This window comes from Kitasatospora acidiphila, from assembly GCF_006636205.1.
Taxonomy (GTDB): domain Bacteria; phylum Actinomycetota; class Actinomycetes; order Streptomycetales; family Streptomycetaceae; genus Kitasatospora; species Kitasatospora acidiphila.
This window is the reverse complement of record NZ_VIGB01000003.1, coordinates 472,210-491,675: the sequence shown is the minus strand read 5'-3', so window position 1 is coordinate 491,675 and position 19,466 is coordinate 472,210. Positions and strand designations below refer to the sequence as shown.

Annotated in this window: 9 protein-coding genes; 5 read left to right on the top strand and 4 right to left on the bottom strand. The window is 73.0% G+C overall.

The annotated features are described in order from the left end of the window. Nucleotides 1–11: 11 nt before the first annotated feature. Together E6W39_RS03230 and E6W39_RS03225 are read right to left on the bottom strand one after the other, a co-directional pair. Nucleotides 12–1,655: an ABC transporter substrate-binding protein gene (locus E6W39_RS03230; RefSeq protein ID WP_181799067.1), complete on the bottom strand. Its 1,644-nt coding sequence runs from the start codon at nt 1,653–1,655 to the stop codon at nt 12–14. A gap of 32 nt (nt 1,656–1,687) precedes the next feature. Next, nucleotides 1,688–3,376, bottom strand: a complete 1,689-nt coding sequence (locus E6W39_RS03225) for an amidohydrolase (RefSeq protein WP_141632166.1) — start codon at nt 3,374–3,376, stop codon at nt 1,688–1,690. Between the two features lie 107 nt (nt 3,377–3,483). Between E6W39_RS03225 and E6W39_RS03220 the strand changes: the two genes are divergently transcribed. Both E6W39_RS03220 and E6W39_RS03215 read left to right on the top strand, forming a co-directional pair. Further along, nucleotides 3,484–4,209 carry a TetR/AcrR family transcriptional regulator gene (locus tag E6W39_RS03220; protein WP_141632165.1) on the top strand — a complete coding sequence of 242 codons (726 nt, stop codon included), beginning with the start codon at nt 3,484–3,486 and terminating at the stop codon, nt 4,207–4,209. A gap of 97 nt (nt 4,210–4,306) precedes the next feature. Further along, nucleotides 4,307–5,962 (top strand): flavin monoamine oxidase family protein, encoded by a 1,656-nt coding sequence (locus E6W39_RS03215; protein ID WP_141632164.1) that lies wholly within the window; start codon nt 4,307–4,309, stop codon nt 5,960–5,962. Between the two features lie 211 nt (nt 5,963–6,173). Here the strand turns inward: E6W39_RS03215 and E6W39_RS03210 are convergent, their stop codons facing one another. Together E6W39_RS03210 and E6W39_RS03205 are read right to left on the bottom strand one after the other, a co-directional pair. Continuing rightward, nucleotides 6,174–8,951, bottom strand: coding sequence for a tetratricopeptide repeat protein (locus E6W39_RS03210; protein ID WP_141632163.1), 2,778 nt, complete (start codon nt 8,949–8,951; stop codon nt 6,174–6,176). Next, nucleotides 8,948–9,358 (bottom strand): hypothetical protein, encoded by a 411-nt coding sequence (locus E6W39_RS03205; RefSeq protein WP_141632162.1) that lies wholly within the window; start codon nt 9,356–9,358, stop codon nt 8,948–8,950. Before E6W39_RS03205 ends, E6W39_RS03210 begins: the two co-directional genes overlap by 4 nt. A 562-nt stretch (nt 9,359–9,920) precedes the next feature. Between E6W39_RS03205 and E6W39_RS39035 the strand changes: the two genes are divergently transcribed. The 3 genes from E6W39_RS39035 to E6W39_RS03190 all read left to right on the top strand — a co-directional run bounded on the left by E6W39_RS39035 (nt 9,921) and on the right by E6W39_RS03190 (nt 19,408). Beyond that, nucleotides 9,921–10,151 (top strand): hypothetical protein, encoded by a 231-nt coding sequence (locus E6W39_RS39035; RefSeq protein WP_181799066.1) that lies wholly within the window; start codon nt 9,921–9,923, stop codon nt 10,149–10,151. A 204-nt stretch (nt 10,152–10,355) separates the two neighbouring features. Then, nucleotides 10,356–11,207: a class I SAM-dependent methyltransferase gene (locus tag E6W39_RS03195; protein ID WP_141632161.1), complete on the top strand. Its 852-nt coding sequence runs from the start codon at nt 10,356–10,358 to the stop codon at nt 11,205–11,207. 62 nt (nt 11,208–11,269) lie between these two features. After that, complete coding sequence (locus tag E6W39_RS03190) at nt 11,270–19,408, top strand: type I polyketide synthase (RefSeq protein ID WP_228717938.1); 8,139 nt, start codon at nt 11,270–11,272, stop codon at nt 19,406–19,408. Nucleotides 19,409–19,466 lie beyond the last annotated feature (58 nt).

The following is a 19,466-nucleotide window of genomic DNA, read 5'->3' as shown; positions in this document are numbered from 1 at the left end:
CCGTCGCCTCCTCATCCCTTGGCTCCGATCTCGGCGGCCCAGGGGTAGTAGAGGTAGTCGATCGACGGCTGCAGGCCGGTGATCCGGTTGCCGAGGAAGACCGAGACGGGCTCGCTGTAGAGCGGCAGCCAGGGCAGTTGCTCCATTGCGATCTGCTGCGCCTTGGCCGCCGCAGCGGCGTGCGCGGCCGGATCGGAGGTGCCGGCGGCCTGGTCGACCGCGGCGTCGAACTGCGGGTCCGACCAGTTGCCGTAGTTGCTGAACGCGCCGGTCCGCAGCGAGCCGTACATGTCCAGCGGGTCGGTGATCGAGGTGTACCAGAAGGTCTCGAAGAGGTCGATGCCCTTGCGCGCGGCCGGGTCGGTGAACAGCGCGGTGTACTTGTCCGGCGAGACGGTGTCGATCTGCGGCTTCAACCCGATGGCGGTGGCGGCCTGTTCCACGGCCTGGGTGATGATCGTGCTCTGCGAGTCGAGCGGGCTGCTGGCGATGACCACCGACTGGCCGTGCACCCCTGCGCTCGCGGCGAGTTGCTTGGCCTTGGCCGGGTCGTACGGGTACTGCGGCAGGGCCTTGAGCAGCGGATCGACGGTGCTCTGCGGGCTGTTGTTCCAGGTGTTGCGGGTGACCAGCGAGTCGGCCACCTCGCCGATCCCGCCCACGCCGGCCTTCACGATGCCCTTGCGGTCGATCGCCATCAGCAGCGCCTGCCGCACCCGGGCGTCGCCCAGCGGGCCCTGGAGGTTGCCCACCACTTCGTCGGCGACCGTGGTGTTCTGGCCGTAGTAGAGCTTTCCCTTGCTGGATGTGGCCAGTTGTGCGTAGGAGTCGGCCGGGACCATCCAGCCGCCGTCGACCTCGCCGCTCTGGAAGGCGTTGACGCGGGCGGTCTCGTCGGAGAGGAAGACGAACTTCACCTGCTTCGCCTTGGCGCGCAGCGACTGGTCCCAGTAGTCGTCGAACCGCTTGAGCACGAGGGACTGCCCGGGGGTCCAGGAGGAGAAGGCGAACGGGCCGGTGCAGTTGACGCCCCTCGCGGGGTTGCCGTAGTCCTTGCCGTCCGCCTGCAGGGTGGCGGCGGACTCGACGGTGCCGGGGCTGGCGGCCATGTACGCGTTGAAGGTGGAGTCGGGGGTGTTGAGCGTGACCGTCACCTGCATCGGGCCGGTCTTGTCCACCGACTTGACGTTGCGGAAGGCGTAGGCCCAGTCGCTGCCCGTGTTCGGATCGAGGTTGCGGCGCAGCGAGGCGACCACGTCATCGGCGGTCAGCGGCGTGCCGTCGTGGAAGCGCACGCCGCTGCGGATCGTGTAGACCCAGGTGGTGGGTGTCGGGTTGGCGTAGCCGGTGGCCAGGCCGGGCGAAGTGGTCAGGTCCGGGTTCCAACGCAGCAGGCTCTCGCAGACGTTGGACAGCACCGTGTTCGGTGGGTAGTCGAAGGAGAAGGCGTAGTCGATCGAGACCGGTTCGGCGAACAGCGACCAGGTGAAGGAGTCGACGTCGCCGGTGCTCGACGCGGTGCGGGTGGTCAACCGGTAGGCGGGGGCGCCGTCCGCCGAACTTGCGGGGTGGGCGGTGCCGCTGCAGGAGGTCAGTGCGAGGGCGGTGAGCGGGAGCGCGGCCAGCGCGGCGCTACGGGGTCTTGGTCTGGGCACGATGAGCCTCCAGAAGTGGAATTGACGATGAGTCAGCTGGTGGCGATGTGGACGGGCTGCCCGTCGACGAAGGTCATCCGGACCTTGGCGGAGCCGATCTCCTCGGCCGGGCCCGCGAACGGGTCCCGGTCGAGCACCACCAGGTCGGCGCACTTGCCGGGTTCGACGGTGCCGGTCTCGGCGTCGAGGTGGTTCGCCCAAGCGCTGCCGGCCGTGTAGGCGGTGAAGGCCTGGGCTAGCGTCAGCGCCTGCTCCGGGTAGAAGGGTTGACGGTCGGCGTTGGCGTCAACCGCCCGGCGGTTGACGGCGACATGGATGCCCCAGAGCGGGTTGGGGCTGCTCACCGACCAGTCGCTGCCCGCGACCAGCCGCGCGCCGGCCCGGGCCAGATCGCCGAACGGGTACTGCAGGGCGGCCCGTTCGGGGCCGAGGAACGGGATGGTGAGCTCGTCCATCTGCGGTTCGTGGGCCGCCCAGAGGGCCTGGATGTTGGCGGCGGCGCCGAGTTCGGCGAACCTCTTGACGTCGTCCGGGTGGACGACCTGGAGGTGGGCCAGGTGGTGGCGGTTGTCGTTGGCGCCGTTCATGGCCCGGGCCAGCTCCAGCGCGTCGAGCACCTCGCGGACGGCCCGGTCGCCGAGCGCATGGAAGTGCAACTGGAAGCCGAGCGCGTCGAGTTGGGGCACGGCTGCGCGGAGCACGGCCGGCTCGACGAAGCTGAGGCCCGCGTTGGCGGTGGCGCAGCCGCAGGCGTCGAGGTAGGGCTCCAGCATGCTCGCGGTGAAGTTCTCCGCGATGCCGTCCTGCATGATCTTGACGGTGGTGGCGTTGAACCGGCCGATCCGGCCGTGCAGTCGGCGTTCCACCAGCTCGGGGATCTGCTCCGGGCCGCGCCGACGGTCCCACCAGAGTGCGCCCACGACCCGGGCTTCCAGTGAACCGTCGCGGGCCGCGTCCAGGTAGACGGGGTAGTTGTCCGGGTTGCCGGGAAAGCTGCCGATCATGGCGTCCTGCCAGGCGGTGACGCCGAGTGAGAACAGGTACCGCTGGGCGGCCAGCAGACCGGCCCGCGCCTGGGCCGGTGTGGCGACCGGGACGTGCCTGGCCACCAGGTCCATGGCCCCCTCCTGGAGGGTGCCGACCGGGGTGCCGTCCGGCTCGCGCTCGATCCGGCCGTCGGCGGGGTCCACGGTGTGGCGGTCCACCCGGGCCACCTCCAGGGCGCGGGTGTTGACCCAGGCGCCGTGCCCGTCGCGGTTGGTGAGCAGCACCGGGCGGTGCGGGACGACGGCGTCGAGCATGGCCCGGGTGGGGATGCCGTCGGGGAAGGCGTCCATCGACCAGCCGCCACCGCAGATCCATTCGGCCTCCGGATGCTCGGCCGCGTAGGCGGCGACGGTCGCCAAGTAGCCCTCGACGCCGCGCTGTTCGGACAGGTCGCAGCGGAGCAGCTGCACTCCGGCGATGACGGGATGCACATGGGCGTCCTGGAACCCGGGCGCCAGCAGCCCGCCGTCGAGGTCGATCACCTCGGTCGTCGGCGCGGTCAGCTGCTCGTGCAACTCGCGCTCGTCGCCGACCGCGAGGATGCGTCCGGCGCGGACGGCGACGGCGGCCGGTACCGGCTCGGTGCCGGTCGCGGTGAACACCCGGCCGCCGCGGAAGAGCAAGTCGGCAGGGCGGCGTGATGATCGTTGGATTGACGCTGCGTCAGGAGCCATGGGCGGGTCCCTCCCCGAGTGGTGGTGAGGAGGAGTGAAGCGCTGCGCAACGGTGTTGTCAACGGTGTTGCGCAGAGCGGGGGTCCCATCGTTACACTGGCGGCACCATGTCGAATACAGCCTCGAACCCGTCGACCCCGCGGGCTGCGGCGCCACCCGCCCGCGCGCGCAACCGGCGTTCCGGAAGCCAGCTCAGCCCCGAAACGATCATCGAAGCCAGCCTGCGCATAGCCGCCCGCGGCAGCGCGGACGCCTTCACCGTGCGGCGCCTCGGTGAGGAGCTCGGCGCCGATCCGACCGCCGTCTACCGGCACTTCCGCGACAAGGACGACCTGCTGCTGGAAGTGGCCGACCGCACCCTCGGCGAGGTCCTGGACAGCATCCCCGAGGGCCTGGGCTGGCAGGACCGGATCCGCGCCCTGGCCGACGGCTCGCTCGCGGTCGCCCTCAAGTACCCGGCCGTCGCCTCCGCGATGGCCAGCCGAACCACCCGACGGGCCAACGAGTTCCGCGTCGTCGAGCTGATCCTGGGCGCGGTCACCGAGGCCGGCCTGACCGGCGCCGAGGCGGCAGTCCACTACCGGATGGTCGGCGACTCGCTGCTCGCCCTGGTCGGCCAGCGTGCCGCCTACCTGCTCTTCTCCGCCGAGGCACGGGCGGCCGACGAAGCCTCCTGGACCCGGGAGTACCGGCTGGTCGATCCGGTCGCGTTTCCGCAGATCACGGCGGTGGCCGAGGAGTTGGCACAGGTCACCCAGGACGGGGTCTACCGCGCTCGGGTCGAGGCGCTGATCACGGCGATCGAGCGGAGGGCGGCGGAGCTGGCCGCGTAGCCCGGCAACGGCCGGTTTGCGCAACGCTGTTGACAACGCCGTTGCGGAGCCGTTCACTCCAGGGCAACCGTTCTCACCCCGAGAGAGGGGATCTGCCATGGACCAGGAACCTGCCAGACCGACCACCCAACTCCCCGCCACCACCCGCACCGGACTGCCGGACGGCCTCGGCCTCGCCTTCTGGCTGGAGGGCGAGGCCCGACGGCGCGGGATGCCCGTCGCCGAGGTCGCCGGCGAGCGGGCCGAGCGGGCTGAACATCAACTGAACCGCCGTCAGCTGCTCGCCGCAGGCGCCGGCGCGGCGGCAGTCGCCGCGCTGCCCGCCGCCACCCGCGCGGCCGCCGCGCCGAACTCCGCCGCCGCGCCGCGCATCGTCATCGTCGGCGCAGGCCTCGCCGGGCTGCGCTGCGCGCACCAGCTCTGGACCGGCCACCGACCGCTCGCCGCCACCGTCTACGAGGCCGACACCACCCACCTCGGAGGTAGGTGCTGGTCGCTGCGCGGCTTCTTCGCGAACGACATGGTCAGCGAGCACGGCGGCTCCTTCATCAGCTCCACCGACACCGCCGTGCTCCGGCTCGCCGCCTCCTTCGGGCTCAAGACCGAGTACGCCAACGGCGGTTCACTCGACTCGGGCAGCTACGCCGGCTGGTTCAACGGCGCGCGGTACGACGGCCCGCAGCAGCAGAACGACTGGGTCGCCGAGGCCTACACCGCCTTCGCCGCCTCCTACGCCGCCATGGGCACCCCGCGCTGGAACAGCGCGACCGCCGAGGCGCAGCGGCTCGACCGGCTCTCCTGCCTCGACTACCTGGCCGAGATCGGCCTGCCCACCGGCTCCGCACTGAGCCAGCTGATCCAGTCCATCCAACTGCAGGGCGGCGGCGAGGCCGCGCAGTCCTCGGCGATCGGCATGATCGGCTTCCTGGGCAACTCCTCGACCTTCGACGGCGGCGCCGGCTTCGACGAGAAGTACCACCTCGTCGGCGGCAACGACCAATTGGCCAGCCGGATGGTCGCCCAACTGCCCGTGGGCGCCGTGCAGCAGGGCTACCAGCTGGTCGCGGTGGTGCGCAACGCAGACGGCAGCTACACCTGCACCTTCGACTGCACCGGCGGCGGCCCACCGGTCTGCGTCCCGGCCGACCACCTGGTCCTCGCCCTGCCGTTCAGTACCCTGCGCGCGGTGGACCTGACCAGGGCCGGCCTGACGCCCTTGAAGCTGCAGGCGATCCAGCAGCAGGGAATGGGCCAGCACGCGAAGCTGGTCACCCAGGTGCAGGCGAAGACCTGGCCCGCCCTCGGCTACAACGGCGTCAGCAACACCGCCCCGAGCGGCTACCAGACCGCCTGGGACGGCTCGGTCCAGCTCGGACGCAATGGCGGCCCGGCTCTGCTGGTCAACTTCCCGGGAGGGAACACCGCACGCTCGGTCCTCACCGGCACCGCCCACGGCCCGGCCCCGGCCGCCGACGTGGACTGGTTCCTCGGCCAGATCGAGCAGGTCTACCCCGGGACCACGGCCGCCTTCAACGGCCTCGCCTACGAGGACCACTGGTCGCTCGACCCCTGGCACCTGGGCTCCTACCACTACTACGGCGTCGGGCAGTACACCACGTTCGCCGGCTACGAGGCCCTCCAGGAGGGTCGGATCCACTTCGCCGGCGAGCACACCGACGTCGACAATGCGACCCTCAACGCGGCCGTGGCGTCGGGGGAGCGGGTGGCGGCGGAGATCACGGCACAGGTCTGAGCCAGTGTCCGCCGTGGCCTGAGGTGTCCCGGCGGAACGGAACCGCAGCCCTGCCGGCGCCAACCCCGCTGGACTGACCCGGCGGTAGCATGTTGATCGTGTCCAAGAGGGCGAGGGCGTCCAAGGAATCGCCCGGAGGATCGTGCCCGGAGGTGATCGGACTCTGCGGCGATTCCGTATCCGCGAGCGCCTGCTCGAACGGCGGCATGACCTAGCCCGGGTCCCCCATCGCCTTGTAGGCGTTGGCCAAGTAGGTGCGGTAGGTCAGGGTGTCGGGATGGTCGGGGCCGAGCACCCGCTCGGCGACCGCAACGCTCTGCGCGAACAGACGCACGCCCTTCGCCGGGTCCCCTGCCAGTACCCAGGCGCCCGCGAGGTTGTTGCGGGCAGCCAGGGTGCGAGGGTGGTCGGGGCCGAGCACCCGCTCAGAGTCCGCAACAGTCTGCTCCGACAGGCGGATGGCCCGGTTCAAGTCCCCCAATAAGAAGTAGGCGTTCGCGAGGTTGTTGCGGGAGGTCAGGGTGTCGGGGTGGTCGGGGCCCAGCACCCGCTCACGGTCCCTGAGGATCTGCTCGTACAAGCGGATGGCCCGACCCACGTCCCCCGCCCGCAGCCAGACGCCTGCAAGGTTGTTGCGGGAGTTCAGGGTGCCGGGGTTGTCGGGCCCCAGTACCCGTTCCACGTGCGCGAGGAGCTGCTCGAACAGAGGCGCGGCCCGATCGAGGTCCCCTGCCGATCGGTAGGCGCTCGCCAGGTTGCTGCGGGAGCCGAGGGTGTCGGGGTGGTCGGGGCCCAACACTCGCTCACGGTCCTCGAGAGTCTGCTCGAACAGGCGGGTGGCTCGTTCCAGGTCCCCCGCCTCCTGGTAGGCGTTCGCGAGGTTGTTGCGTGAGTTCAGGGTGTGGGGGTGATTCGGGCCCAGCAGCCGCTCGCGGTCCTTGAGGGTCTGCGTGTACAGCCGAGTGGCTCTGCTCAGGTCTCCTGCCTGCAGCAAGGCGCCCGCTAGGTTGTTGCGGGAGCTCAGGGTAGCGACGTGGTCGGGACCGAGGACCCGCTCGCGATCCTTGAGGACGTGTTCGAACAGGGATATGGCCTGCTTGAGGTCCCCCGCCTCTGCGTAGGTGTTCGCCAGGTTGTTGCGGGAGGCCAGGGTTTGGGGGTGGTCGGGGCCCAGCACCCGCTCGGCGTTTGCGATGGTCTGCCGGAACAGGGGTATGGCCCGGCTCAGGTTCCCCGCCGACCGGTATGCGTGTGCGAGGTTGTTGCGGCAGGCCGGGGTGTCCTGGTGATCGGGGCCCAGCACCCGCTCGTGATCCTCAAGAACCTGTTCGAACAGAGGTATGGCACGGCCCAAGTCCCCAGCCGCCTCATAGGCGCGGGCGAGGTTGTTGCGGGAGGCCAGGGTGGTTTGGTGATCGGAGCCCAGCAGCCGTTCGCTGTCCTCGAGGGTCTGCTCGAGCAGGGCCATGGCCCGGCCTATGTCCCCCGCCGCCTGATAGGCGTTCGCGAGGTTGCCGCGGCTGACCAGCGTGGCGCGAGCGTCCGGCCCGTAGAGATCTGTGCGGGCAGTCAAGGCGCGCTCGCCGTAGGCGATCGCCTGAGCGACCTGGCCCTGCCCGAGCAGGAAATCGGCGGTGGCGTGAAGGACGAACGCGGTGTCCGGGGTGTCGTCGCGGGACCGTCTGTGGGTGATGTGGGCCTCGATGTGGGGCTGCAGCGCGCGCCAGCGCGGCCACTCGGCGACGCCCCCGGATCCGTCCGGGATCGCCTGTGCCAGAACGGCCGCTGCCAGGTCGCAGGCATGGTCGATGTCGCTCGCCTGTCGGTGAGGGTCGTCCGGGTCCGGGGTTCGGGCGAGAGCCTGGACGAGGCGGTGAGTGGTGATCGAGTACTCATCCAAGGTGATCATGCTGAAGTCGGCCAGGTGCGCTATGCCATCGTTGATCTCGGCGGCATCGAGAAGGTTTCCGGTGACCACGTCGCGAGCGAGGCGATCGGGGCCGAGCCAGGCGAGGACGCGCAGGAGCCCGACGGCGTACGGGTGCCGGTCGGCGAGGACGTCGAGGGTGATCCGCCAGGTGCGGGCGATGGTGATGGTGTCCGGATCGCCGGCGCTGGAGAACACCTTTTTCGGCTGAGCGCGGAAGAGGTCGCAATAACCGGCGAAGGTGGTCTGTATGCGTGCGATGTACACGCCCGCGTGGGTGAGGGCGAGCGGAAAGCAGCCCAGCTCCTTGGCCAGGACGCGGGCTTGACTGCGCTCCTCGGGAGCGGTGCCCCGTTCGGCGAGGTGGAGCAGGAGGCGGGTGGCGGGCCGGATAGGCAGGACATCGAGGCGGAGCAGCGGACGGGGGGTGACACGACGCCAACCGGTGGCGAGCCGACTGGTGATCAAGCATGCGCCGGAGGTGGCTTGGGCGAGGTAGGGGGCGAGGTGATCGGGGTGGGTGGCGTTGTCGAAGACGAGTAACCAGCCAGGGTGTTGCTGCAGCCAGGCCAAGGCCCAGGTCGCCAGGTCGTCGTCGGGGAAGCTGCTGGTGTCCCAGCGTGGCAGGAGGCGACGCGCCAGGTTCGCCAGCGAAGCGGTGATGGTGTCCGGGCTCTGGGCGGCGACCCACCAAGTGGCCGAATACTCCCGGCGATGGGCGTGCGCGTAGTGCAGGGCCAGCATGGACTTGCCGATCCCACCCAGCCCAGCCACGGCTTGCGTGACCACCTGTGTGGCCGGGCCGTGCCCTGCGCGTACGGCTTCTTCCAGCTTGCGCAGCTCCCTGCTACGCCCCATGAACGACGCCTGGACAGGCCGGGGTAGGTTGTGCAACTCGGCCGGAGAAGGGACTTGAGAAGGCTCCGGGAGCACCACAGGAGCGCGGATGTCTCCGGTGAAGACCGTTCCGGAGAGGCTGTACGCGGCGACGGAGCGTTCACCACGCGTCTCGATGTGGATGGCCGGCTCCCCACCAGGGTCGGGCTGGGAGAACGTGGTCATGGCGTGGTGGGAGGGTGGTTGTCTCCGGTGGTGATGTTGCCGTGGACGGTGTGCGCGGCGACGGAACGCTCACCGGAGGCGGTCATGGCCACCGTGGGGCGGGGCACGGCGGCAATGTCAGAGGCGAGCTGCGCGTCTGCCTGGAGAGCCCGGCGGATCGCCAGACGCAGTCCGGCTTGCAGGTCAACGTCCTTGGGATCACCAGCGAGATCATTGACCGCGCCAGCCACCGCTTCCTGCTCGGGCCCTGTCCGGCGGAGCAGACGACGCAGCAGCCGCTGACCGCACGATACGGTGGCATCAGCGGCGTGTTGCTCGACCTGGGTGAGCACCGCTGCCCCGTAGGCGCTCACTGCGGCTGCGACATACGGCGTGATCTCCTGGGCGAGTATGACGGCATCGCTCATGGCGCCTCCCGCGTTTCCGCGTCTCGGGTGTCCCCGCGTACCGCAGTGCGCGGGGCTGGGTTCATGTTCATAGTAGTCATCATCCACGGGTCCAAGTCGCTTGCGGGCCAATACAAGTGATCGACTGCTCGGCAGGCCGCTCGGTCGTCGGGGCCCCTTGGCAACGCACCCGCTGCCACCTGGAGCGCGCGCGCTGGCCACCCACAGCGGCCTCGCCCAGGAACCGCTGCTGCTGGAACTGTCCTCGACCACCGCGATCAAGGCCGCCGTGTTGGAGAACGTCGGCCCGGCCGTGCTGAGTTCGCAGGCGGTGGCGAGCGAGCTCTCGGCGGGCTCCCGCGGGTTCGAGTACCCGTCAGGGACCTCGACCTCGGGCGGGTCTGCGCGTGCGCACGCGGGCCTCGAGCAGCCAGGGGGCCTTGCGGTCAACGCTGTTGACCAGACCGCAGGTCCATGGCCGTGGTCGCTCAGGCTGCGACCCGTTCTGAGGCCGTCGCATGCCGGTGCCGTTGCGGGTCCACTGAGCTGCGGTGTCCGGGCAGCCCGGGGCTACCATCCGGGTATGGGCGAGTCGGCTGGTCGCGGCGCGCCGTGGGGAAGCTGTCCGCGGTGCGGGCGGGCCCTGGTCCGCGACTGGCTGCCGCTGCAGGCCGGCCCGGGGCTGGGCATCGCCATGCAGGGGCCGCCGGTCTGCCCGGGCTGCACGGCCGAGGAGGTCGAGGCGTACCTGGCCGTCTGGGAGCCGCCCCAGGACGAGCCCGAGGACGAGGACGAGGGCGAGCGGGACGGCTGACCGTTCCGGGCGTCCGGATCGACGGTCGGCTCGGGTCCAGCCGGTGGCACCGTCCGGCGATCGCCGCGTTGCTCGGTCCTCGGGGGCGGACACGCCGCAGAACGGGGGGAGGCATCCGGTTGGGGCTGAGCAGGGAAATGGCCTGATCAGGTGTCAGACTGTGCGGGAGGACCAATCGAACATGGATCCCCCTAGGAGACCCGGATGGCTTCTGACGACCCGTCGGCACCGCTGCCGACCGAGCTGAGCGCCGTGCCCGAGACGGCGCTCTGGACGCTGTACCAGCGTGCCGTCGAGGCCCGGCGGCCGGAGCCGCTGCTGGACGACCCCAAGGCCGTGGAGTTGGTCGACCGGATCGACTACCCGTTCGAGGAGCGGTTCGGCACCAGCGCCCTCCAGGCGCAGTTGCAGGCGTTGCGGGTGGCCTGCTTCGACCGCGAGGTGGCGGACTTCCTGGCACGGGAGCCGCGCGGCACGGTGGTCTGCCTGGGGGAGGGCCTGGAGACCCAGTACTGGCGGGTCGACAACGGGCGCGCCCAGTGGCTCACCGTCGACCTGCCCGAGTCGGTGGCGCTGCGCGAGCAGCTGCTGCCGCCCGGACCGCGCCAGCGCTACCTGGCCGCCGACGCCACCGAGTTGGGCTGGACCGACGAGGTGGACCTCAGCCGCGAGGTCCTGGTGACGGCGCAGGGCCTGTGCATGTACCTCCGGCCCGCCCAGGTGCGGGCCCTGATCGCCGGGTGCGCCGAGCGGCTCCCGGGGGGCTCGATGGTGCTGGATGCCGTGCCGCGCTGGTTCGCCCGGCTGGTCCGCGACGGCAAGCTGCACACCTCCGGCTACCAGGTGCCGCCGATGCCCTGGGGGATGGACGCGGGGGAGCGGGCGAAGTTGCGCACCGCCAGTCCGGCGGTGGTGGGTGTGCGGGACGTCCGTCCGGCGGGCGGGCGCGGGCTGGTCGGCGCCTTGCTGCCACTGGTGCTGGCCGTTCCGCCGCTGGCGAACCGTCGCCCCTCGGTCACCGTCCTGGAGTTCGCCGAGCGGCCCGACCCGTCGTAGGCGGTGCACCGGCAGGGATCAACGGGAGCGGATCAATGATCGTGAGAGGTCGGAGCCAGGGCGTGAGCGACGGACTGCGGTATGACGATCTGCTCAGGCCGCTACCGGAGTTGCTGAAGGGGCATGCCGAGCGGTCGCCGGACCGGGTGGCGTTCCGCGACTCCGCACGCGCCGTCGGCTACGCCGAGCTGGAGCGGCGCACCAGGCGGTTGGGCGGGGCGCTGGCCCGGGCCGGGGTTCGCCGCGGCGATCGGGTCGCGCTCTGCCTGGGCAACTGCGTGGAGCTGGTCGAGGGCTGCCTCGCCGTGCTGCGGGCGGGGGCGATCGGCGTTCTGCTCAACCCCCGCTCCGCCGACGCCGAACTCGACTACTTCCTCCAGGACAGCGGTGCGTCGGCCATCATCACCGACCCCGCACACCTCGCCCAGCTGCAGCGCCTCGGCCCCGAGCACCACGACCTGCACGTCCTGCTCACCGGCACGGGCCCGATCCCGGCGGACGCCCCCGACGGCACCGTCCTCTTCCGCACCGCGGCCGAGACCGACGGGTCCGAGCCGCCGGACGACCTGGGGCTGGACGAGCCGGCCTGGCTGCTCTACACCTCCGGGACCACCCACCGCCCCAAGGGCGTGATCTCCACCCAGCGCAGCGCACTGTGGTCGGTGGCGGCCTGCTACGCGCCGATCTTCGGAATCTCCGCCGAGGACCGGCTGCTGTGGCCGCTGCCGCTGTTCCACAGCTTCGGACACTCCCTCGCGATCCTCGGCACCACGGCCATCGGCGCGAGCACCGCGATCACCGGCGAGCTCCTGACCCCCGGCGACCTGTGGCGCGAACTGCGCACCCCGGACGACGACCTCGGCGGGCCGTTCACCGTCCTGGCCGGCGTTCCCACCACGTACCACCAGTTGGTGTCCTCGGCGCCGGACGCCCCGTCGACCCGGGTGCGGCCCGGCCTGCGGCTCTGCCTCACCGCGGGCGCGCCGTGTCCGCCCGCGCTGCGCAGCGCGGTCGAGGAGACGCTCGGCGTGCCGCTGGTCGACGCCTACGGCAGCACCGAGACCTGCGGCGCGATCGCGGTGACCCGGCCGACCGGCCCCCGGGTCGACGGGTCCTGCGGAGCACCGGTGCCCGGCATCGAGGTCCGCGTGGTCGACCCGGACAGCGGCATCGACGTCCAGGCGGGTGGCGAGGGCGAGCTGTGGGTGCGCGGTCCGAACCTGATGACGGGGTACCACAACCAGCCGGAGGCAACGGCCGCCGCGCTGCGCGACGGCTGGTACCGGACCGGGGACCTCGGCCGCCGGGCCCGGGACGGTCACCTCGTCCTCACCGGCCGGGTCAGTGAACTGATCATCCGGGGCGGCGAGAACATCCATCCCACCGAGATCGAGCACGTCCTGCGGCGCTGTCCCGGCGTGCGGGACGCCGTGGTCCTCGGCATGCCGCACGCCGTCCTCGGCGAGGTCCCGGTCGCCTTCGTGGTGCCCGGCCCGGACGGCCTCGACCCGCGGCGGGTGCTCGACGCCTGCCGCTCGCAACTGGCTGAGCACAAGGTCCCCGTCGAGGTCCGCGAGATCGCGGCCGTCCCGCGCACCCCGTCCGGCAAGATCATCCGCCATGCGGTCCACACCGGCCCGGCCTCGGCGCCGACCCCGGCCGCAGCCGACGGAGCCCTGTACCGCGGGCTGCTGCCGCTGCCCCAGGAGGAACGGGAACGCGCGCTGCGCGAGGCGGTGTGCGCCGAGACGGCCCGGGTCAGCGGATCCGAGCCGGCGGACCGGCTCGACGCGGACAGCCCCTTCGCGGACCTCGGGCTCACCTCCCTCGGTGCCATCGAGCTGATCGGCCGGCTAGCGGCGGCGACCGGGCTGAGCCTCCCGACGGCACTGGTCTTCGACCACCCCACCCCGGCCGCCGTCGCCCGGTACCTGCACACCGAACTGTTCGCCCCCGCACCCGCGACCGCCGCCGCCCCGCGAGCCGTCGGGCGGGACGCGGCGCACGACCAGGACCCGGTGGTGATCGTCGCCATGGCCTGCCGCTACCCCGGTGACGTGCAATCCCCCGAGGGGCTCTGGCAGTTGGTGTCGCAGGGCGCGGACGCGATCTCGGAGCTGCCGGGCGACCGGGGCTGGGACCTGGCCGCCCTCCACGACCCCGATCCGGACCGCATCGGCTCCTCCTACACCCGCAGCGGCGGATTCCTGCACCAGGCAGCGGAGTTCGACGCGGGCCTGTTCGGCATCTCGCCGCGCGAGGCGCTCGCCATGGACCCGCAGCAGCGGCTGCTGCTGGAGATCTCCTGGGAGGCGTGGGAGCGGGCCGGGATCGACCCGGCGTCGGTGCGCGACAGCGACACCGGCGTCTTCCTCGGGGTGATGTACGGCGACTACGCGGACCGCTTCACCCAGCACGAACTGGAGGCCCATCTCGCCCTGGGGTCGGCCGGCAGCGTGGCCTCCGGCCGCCTCTGCTACGTGTTCGGCCTGCGCGGACCCGCGATCACCATCGACACGGCGTGCTCCTCTTCGCTGGTCGCGGTGCACCAGGCGGCCGAGGCGCTGCGCTCCGGCGCGTGCTCGCTGGCCCTGGCCGGCGGCGTCACCGTGATGGCGACCCCGAAGCCGCTGGTCGCGTTCAGCCGCCAGCGCGCCCTGGCGCCCGACGGCCGCTGCAAGTCGTTCTCGGCCACCGCGGACGGCACCGCCTGGGCCGAGGGCGCCGGGGCGCTGCTGCTGGAGAAGCTGTCCGACGCCCGCCGCAACGGACACCCGGTGCTGGCCGTGCTGCGCGGCTCGGCCGTCAACTCCGACGGCGCGTCCAACGGCCTGACCGCGCCCAACGGCCACGCCCAGCAACGCCTGATCGAGCGGGCGCTGGCCGACGCCGGGCTGCGCGCGCACGAGGTGGACGCCGTGGAGGCGCACGGGACGGGAACCGCGCTCGGCGACCCCGTCGAGGCACGGGCACTGCTCGCCACCTACGGCCAGGGCCGGGGGCCGGCGGATCCCCCGCTGTGGCTGGGCAGCATCAAGTCCAACCTCGGACACACCCAGGCCGCCGCCGGAGTCGCCGGGATCATCAAGATGGTTCAGGCCATGCGGCACGGCGAGTTGCCCAGGACCCTGCACGTGGCGGCACCCACGCCGCACGCCGACTGGTCCTCGGGCCGGGTCGAGCTGCTGACCTCCGCCCGGCCGTGGCCCGCGCCCGCCGACCGGCCGCGCCGCGCCGGCGTGTCGGCCTTCGGAATCGGCGGCACCAACGCCCACGTGATCATCGAGGAGCCGGCCGCCACCGACCGCGCGCCGCAGCAGGCACCCGAGCCGCCGCAGCGGCCGGTGGCAGTGCCCTGGCTGGTCTGCGGAGCCGACGAGCCGGCCCTGCGGGCCCAGGCGCGGCGGCTGGCGGACCACGTCGCGGCCCGGCCGGGACTGTCGCCGGCCGATCTGGGCTTCTCGCTGGTGGTGTCGAGGTCGGCGCTCACGCACCGGGCGATGGTGCCGGCCGCGGACCGCGACCGCATGCTGGCCGGGCTCCGGGCGATCGCCGACGGCACCTCCGGCGCCGGGGCGGTGGCGTGCCTCGCCGACCCACGGACCCGCACCGCCTTCCTGTTCACCGGACAGGGCGCCCAACGCGCGCGGATGGGCGAGCAACTCCGGGAGGCGTTCCCCGCGTTCGCCGCGGCCTTCGACGAGGTCTGCCGGCTCCTGGACGCCGAACTGGACCGGCCGCTGCGCACGGTGATCCGCGCCGAGCCCGGCTCGCCGGATGCCCTGCTCGACCGCACGGACTTCACCCAGGCCGCCCTGTTCGCCTTCGAGGTGGCGCTGTTCCGCCTGGTGGAGTCCTGGGGCGTGCGGGCCGACTTCCTGGCGGGCCACTCCGTGGGGGAGTTGGCAGCCGCACACGTCTCTGGCGTACTGGACCTCCCCGACGCCGTGCGCCTGGTCGCGGCGCGCGGGCGGCTGATGCGGGCGCTGCCCGAGGGCGGGGCGATGGTGGCCCTCGACGCGGCGGAGCACGAGGTGATGCCCGAACTCGCGGGCGTGGCCGACCGCGTGGCGATCGCCGCGGTCAACGGGCCACGCGCCGTGGTGATCTCCGGCGCGCAGGACGCGGTACTCGCCGTCGCGGCGGGCTTCGAGGCCCGCCGCCGCCACAGCACCCGGCTCAAGGTCAGCCACGGCTTCCACTCGCCGCTCGTGGACCCGGTGCTCGACGAATTCCGGCGCGTCGCCGAGACGTTGGAGTTCCGGCCGCCGCGGATCCCGCTGGTCTCCACCGTGACGGGCCGTCGGGCCGCGCCCGAGGAACTGGGCTGCGCGGACTACTGGGTGCGGCACGCGCGTCTTCCCGTGCGGTTCGCCGAAGCCGTCGGATGGCTGGGCGGCAACGGGGTCGGTGGCTTTCTGGAACTCGGCCCGCAGCCCGTGCTCACCGCGTACGCGCAGTCCTGCTCGGCCTCGCAGGACGGCGGCGGCCCGGTGTTCGCCTTCGCGGCCCGGGACGGCGAGCACGAGCCCTCGGCCCTGCTGTCGGCCGTGGCCCGGCTCCACCTGCGGGGCGTCGGCGTCGACTGGCCCGCGGTGTTCGCGGACCGCGGGCTGCGGCGGGTGGAGCTGCCCACCTACGCCTTCCAGCGCCGGAGGTACTGGCTGGACCCGCCGCGCCCGGCCGTGGCCGAGCCGGCCGCTGGGGAACACCCGCTGCTGGGACCGCCGTTCGAGGTCCCCGGCAGCGGGCACACGGTGCTCTCCGGCCTGCTGTCGGCGGCTGCCCAGCCGTGGCTCGCGGACCACGTCGTCAGCGGGGCGCCGCTCGTGCCGGGGACGGCGTTCGTCGAGATGGCCGCGCGCGCCGGCGACGCGGCCGGCAGCGGCACGCTGGAGGACCTCGTGATCCTGCGGCCGCTCGCGCTGCCCGCCGCCGGGGTACGGGTCCAGGCCGTGGTGGGGGAGGCCGACGGATCCGGTCGGCGGTCCATCGAGATCCACGCGCGACCGGTGGAGCCCGCCACGGCCGGGTGGACGCTGCACGCCACCGGCCTGCTCACCCGGACGCCCGAGCCCGGAGCGGTACCGCAGGACCACGGCCTCACCCAGTGGCCGCCGCCCGGCGCCGAGGAGATCGGGCTCACCGGCGCCTACGAATCCGCCGCGGAGCGTGGTCTCGCCTACGGCCCCGCGTTCCGCGGCGTGCGCACGCTCTGGCGACGCGGCGCGGAGGTGTTCGCGGAAGTCCGCCTGCCTGAGCCGTGGACAGCCGAGGGGTACGGCATCCACCCCGCGCTGCTGGACGCCGCCTCGCACGCCGCGCTGCTCGCCGCGCCCACCCAGGGACCGGACGCGGGCGGCGCCAGGGTGCCGTTCCAGTGGAGCGGCGTGTGCCTGCATGCCGCCGCGGCGTCGCAGCTGCGGGTACGGATCTCGCCGGTCGGAGTCGATGCCGGCCCCGACTCCGGGCACGGCACGCTCTCGCTGACGCTCGCCGACCCGGCCGGCCGCCTGGTGGCCCGCGTCAACTCCTTTGCCACCAGGGAGCTTCCGGCTGGGCAGCGCCGCCTTGGGGACGACATCGCCGAGCGCGCCCTGCTGCGCCCCGACTGGCTCCCCGTCGCACTGCCCAGCGGTGCACGGCAGTTGGAGAGCTGGACGGTCCTCGGGCCGGACGAGTTGAACCTCGCCGCCTTCGTCCCCCTCGCAAGCCCGTCCGTCCACGCGAACGCCGCAGCCCAGCCTGGCCACTTGGCGGTCACCGCCGTCGGATCGGGCGCGGATCACGGCCCGCTGGCCGACGTCCACCGGCTGACCGCGAAGGTGCTCAAGGCACTGCAGGACTGGCAGGGCGACCCGGACACCGCCGGCTCGCGGCTCGTCGTGGTGACGCGGGACGCCACCGCTGCCGCTCCCGACCTGGCCGGAGCCGCGGTCTGGGGGCTGGTGCGCACCGCACAGTCGGAGCTACCGGGGCGCGTCATCCTGATCGACGTCGACGCGGACCCCGCCTCCCTGCGACTGCTGCCCGCGGCGGCCGCCTCCGGCGAGCCCCAACTGTCCCTGCGCGCCGGGCGGGCGACGGTGCCACGGCTGGTCGGCGTCCCGGCAGCGGTCCACCCGCCCGAGTCGTGGACGGCCGAGACCGCGGCGCCGCGCCGCCCCGGTGCCCTCGACCCGGACGGCACGGTGCTGATCACCGGCGGCACCGGCGCACTGGGCGCGGACCTGGCCGGGCACCTGGTCGACGCGCACGGCGTCCGGCACCTGCTGCTGGTCGGGCGGCGCGGCCCGCACGCACCGGGCGCCGACGCCCTGCGCGCGACGCTGGCGGAGCGGGGCGCGCAGGTCAGCATCGTCGCGTGCGACACGGCCGACCGGGCCCGGGTCGCCGAGGTGATCGAGCAGTGCGATCCCCCGCTGACCGCCGTGGTGCACGCCGCCGGGGTCCTGGACGACGGAGCGCTGGCCGCGCTGTCCCCAGAGCGGCTGGCGGCGGTCCTGCGGCCGAAGGCGGACGCGGCCTGGCACCTGCACGAGCTGACCCGCGACCGGAACCTGTCGGCCTTCGTGCTGTTCTCCTCCGCCTCGGGCGTGCTGGGCCGGGCAGGTCAGGGCAACTACGCCGCGGCCAACTCGTTCCTGGACGCGCTCGCGCAGCACCGGGCGGCGGCCGGCCTGCCCGCCGTCTCGCTCGCGTGGGGCCGGTGGGGCCACGCCACGGGCATGGGCGCGCAGCCGACCGAGGACGGCGGGCACGCGAGGTCCGGCGACCTGGTCCAGGCGTTCACTCCCGCCCAAGGACTCGCCCTGTTCGACGCGGCGCTGCGGACCGGCGATCCCGTGCTCGCACCGATCCTGCTGGACCGCGCCGCGCTCCGCACCGCCGCAGGGCCGCTGCCGGCGCCGCTGCGCCAGCCGGCGCACCCGGGCCGGCCCGCCGCCGAAGCGCGGAGCAGCACCAGCGAACCGCCTGCGGGCGCGCAGGAGGGCCCGGAGCCCGGGGCGTGGCGCACACTGCTGGCCGGGCTGTCCGTCGCTGAGCGCGGAGCCGCGCTCACCGAACTGCTGCGCGGCGACGTGGCCGAGGTGCTCGGGTACTCCGGCGTGCAGGCCGTGCCCGTCGGCAAGACCCTTGCCGAACTCGGCTTCGACTCCCTGACGGCGGTTCAGCTCCGCAACCGGCTGAGCACGGCCCTGCGTCTGAGGCTGCCCGCGACCGTGGTGTTCGAGCACCCCGCGATCGAGGACCTCGCCCGCCACCTGCACGACCTGCTCGACGACCTGCCCGGTGGCGCGCCACCGGAACGGCCCGATCCGCGGCCCGAACCGCCCGGCGGCCGTCCCGCGCAGACGCTCGCGTCGTTGTACCGCAGGCTCTGCGAGCTGGACCGGGCGGTGGCCGCGATGCACCTGGTGGTCGCGGCGTCCTCGGCCGCCCCGACGTTCGACGCCTCCGCCGCAGCGGAGCACGCCGTGCCGCCGCTGCGACGGGCCGAGGGCCGCGCCGATGCCCCGGTCGTGGCCTTCTTCGCCGACTACCGTCCCGTCTCCGCATTCCCGGGCGGTGGGTTCGCGGCCCTGCACGCCTGCTTCGAGGACCAGTGGGACGTCCTGGAGTTCCCGCACCCCGGCATCGGCACGGGCAGCGCCGTCCCGGCCGACCGGGAGGCGCTCGCCCGGGTCCACGCCGAGACGCTGCGGCGGCACGTCGGCGACCGGCCCGTCATCCTGGTCGGTGCCTCCGCCGGAGGCGCCGTCGCGCACGCCGTGACCCGGCGCCTTGAGGTCATGGGATCGGCCCCCGCCGGGCAGGTGCTGATCGACACGTATCTCGTCCACGAGGGCAATCGCTCCACGGACTGGCTGGCCGCCCTGGCCGCCTCGCCGGGGCCGCGCCCCGGCGCTGACGGGTCGACCGGTGACGAGGACGCCGCCCTCGCGGCCATGGGCGCCTACACCGGGCTCTTCATGGACTGGCGGCCGGAGCCCGTGGACACCCCGACGCTGTTCCTCGGGGCCGCGCAGCCGACCCCCCTGATGGCGGCGCGCACGGACGGCGACGCCTGGCGCGCCTCCTGGCCGCTGCCGCACGACCGCGTCGAGGTGCCCGGTGACCACGTCTCCCTGCTGCGGGAGCAGGCCACCAGCACGGTGACCGCGATCCGCGCCTGGATCGGCGGCCTCGGCCTCGGGTGACCGTCGACTTCGCCGAGTGATCCCGGCGACCGAGACCGGCCGTCCACCCCCGGGAGGG

What these genes read in the sequence shown, in the direction of transcription:
- E6W39_RS03225 (WP_141632166.1), bottom strand. Translation starts at nt 3,376, where the DNA reads ATGGCTCCTGACGCAGCGTCAATCCAACGATCATCACGCCGCCCTGCC.
- E6W39_RS03220 (WP_141632165.1), top strand. Translation starts at nt 3,484, where the DNA reads ATGTCGAATACAGCCTCGAACCCGTCGACCCCGCGGGCTGCGGCGCCA.
- E6W39_RS03215 (WP_141632164.1), top strand. Translation starts at nt 4,307, where the DNA reads ATGGACCAGGAACCTGCCAGACCGACCACCCAACTCCCCGCCACCACC.
- E6W39_RS03210 (WP_141632163.1), bottom strand. Translation starts at nt 8,951, where the DNA reads ATGACCACGTTCTCCCAGCCCGACCCTGGTGGGGAGCCGGCCATCCAC.
- E6W39_RS03205 (WP_141632162.1), bottom strand. Translation starts at nt 9,358, where the DNA reads ATGAGCGATGCCGTCATACTCGCCCAGGAGATCACGCCGTATGTCGCA.
- E6W39_RS39035 (WP_181799066.1), top strand. Translation starts at nt 9,921, where the DNA reads ATGGGCGAGTCGGCTGGTCGCGGCGCGCCGTGGGGAAGCTGTCCGCGG.
- E6W39_RS03195 (WP_141632161.1), top strand. Translation starts at nt 10,356, where the DNA reads ATGGCTTCTGACGACCCGTCGGCACCGCTGCCGACCGAGCTGAGCGCC.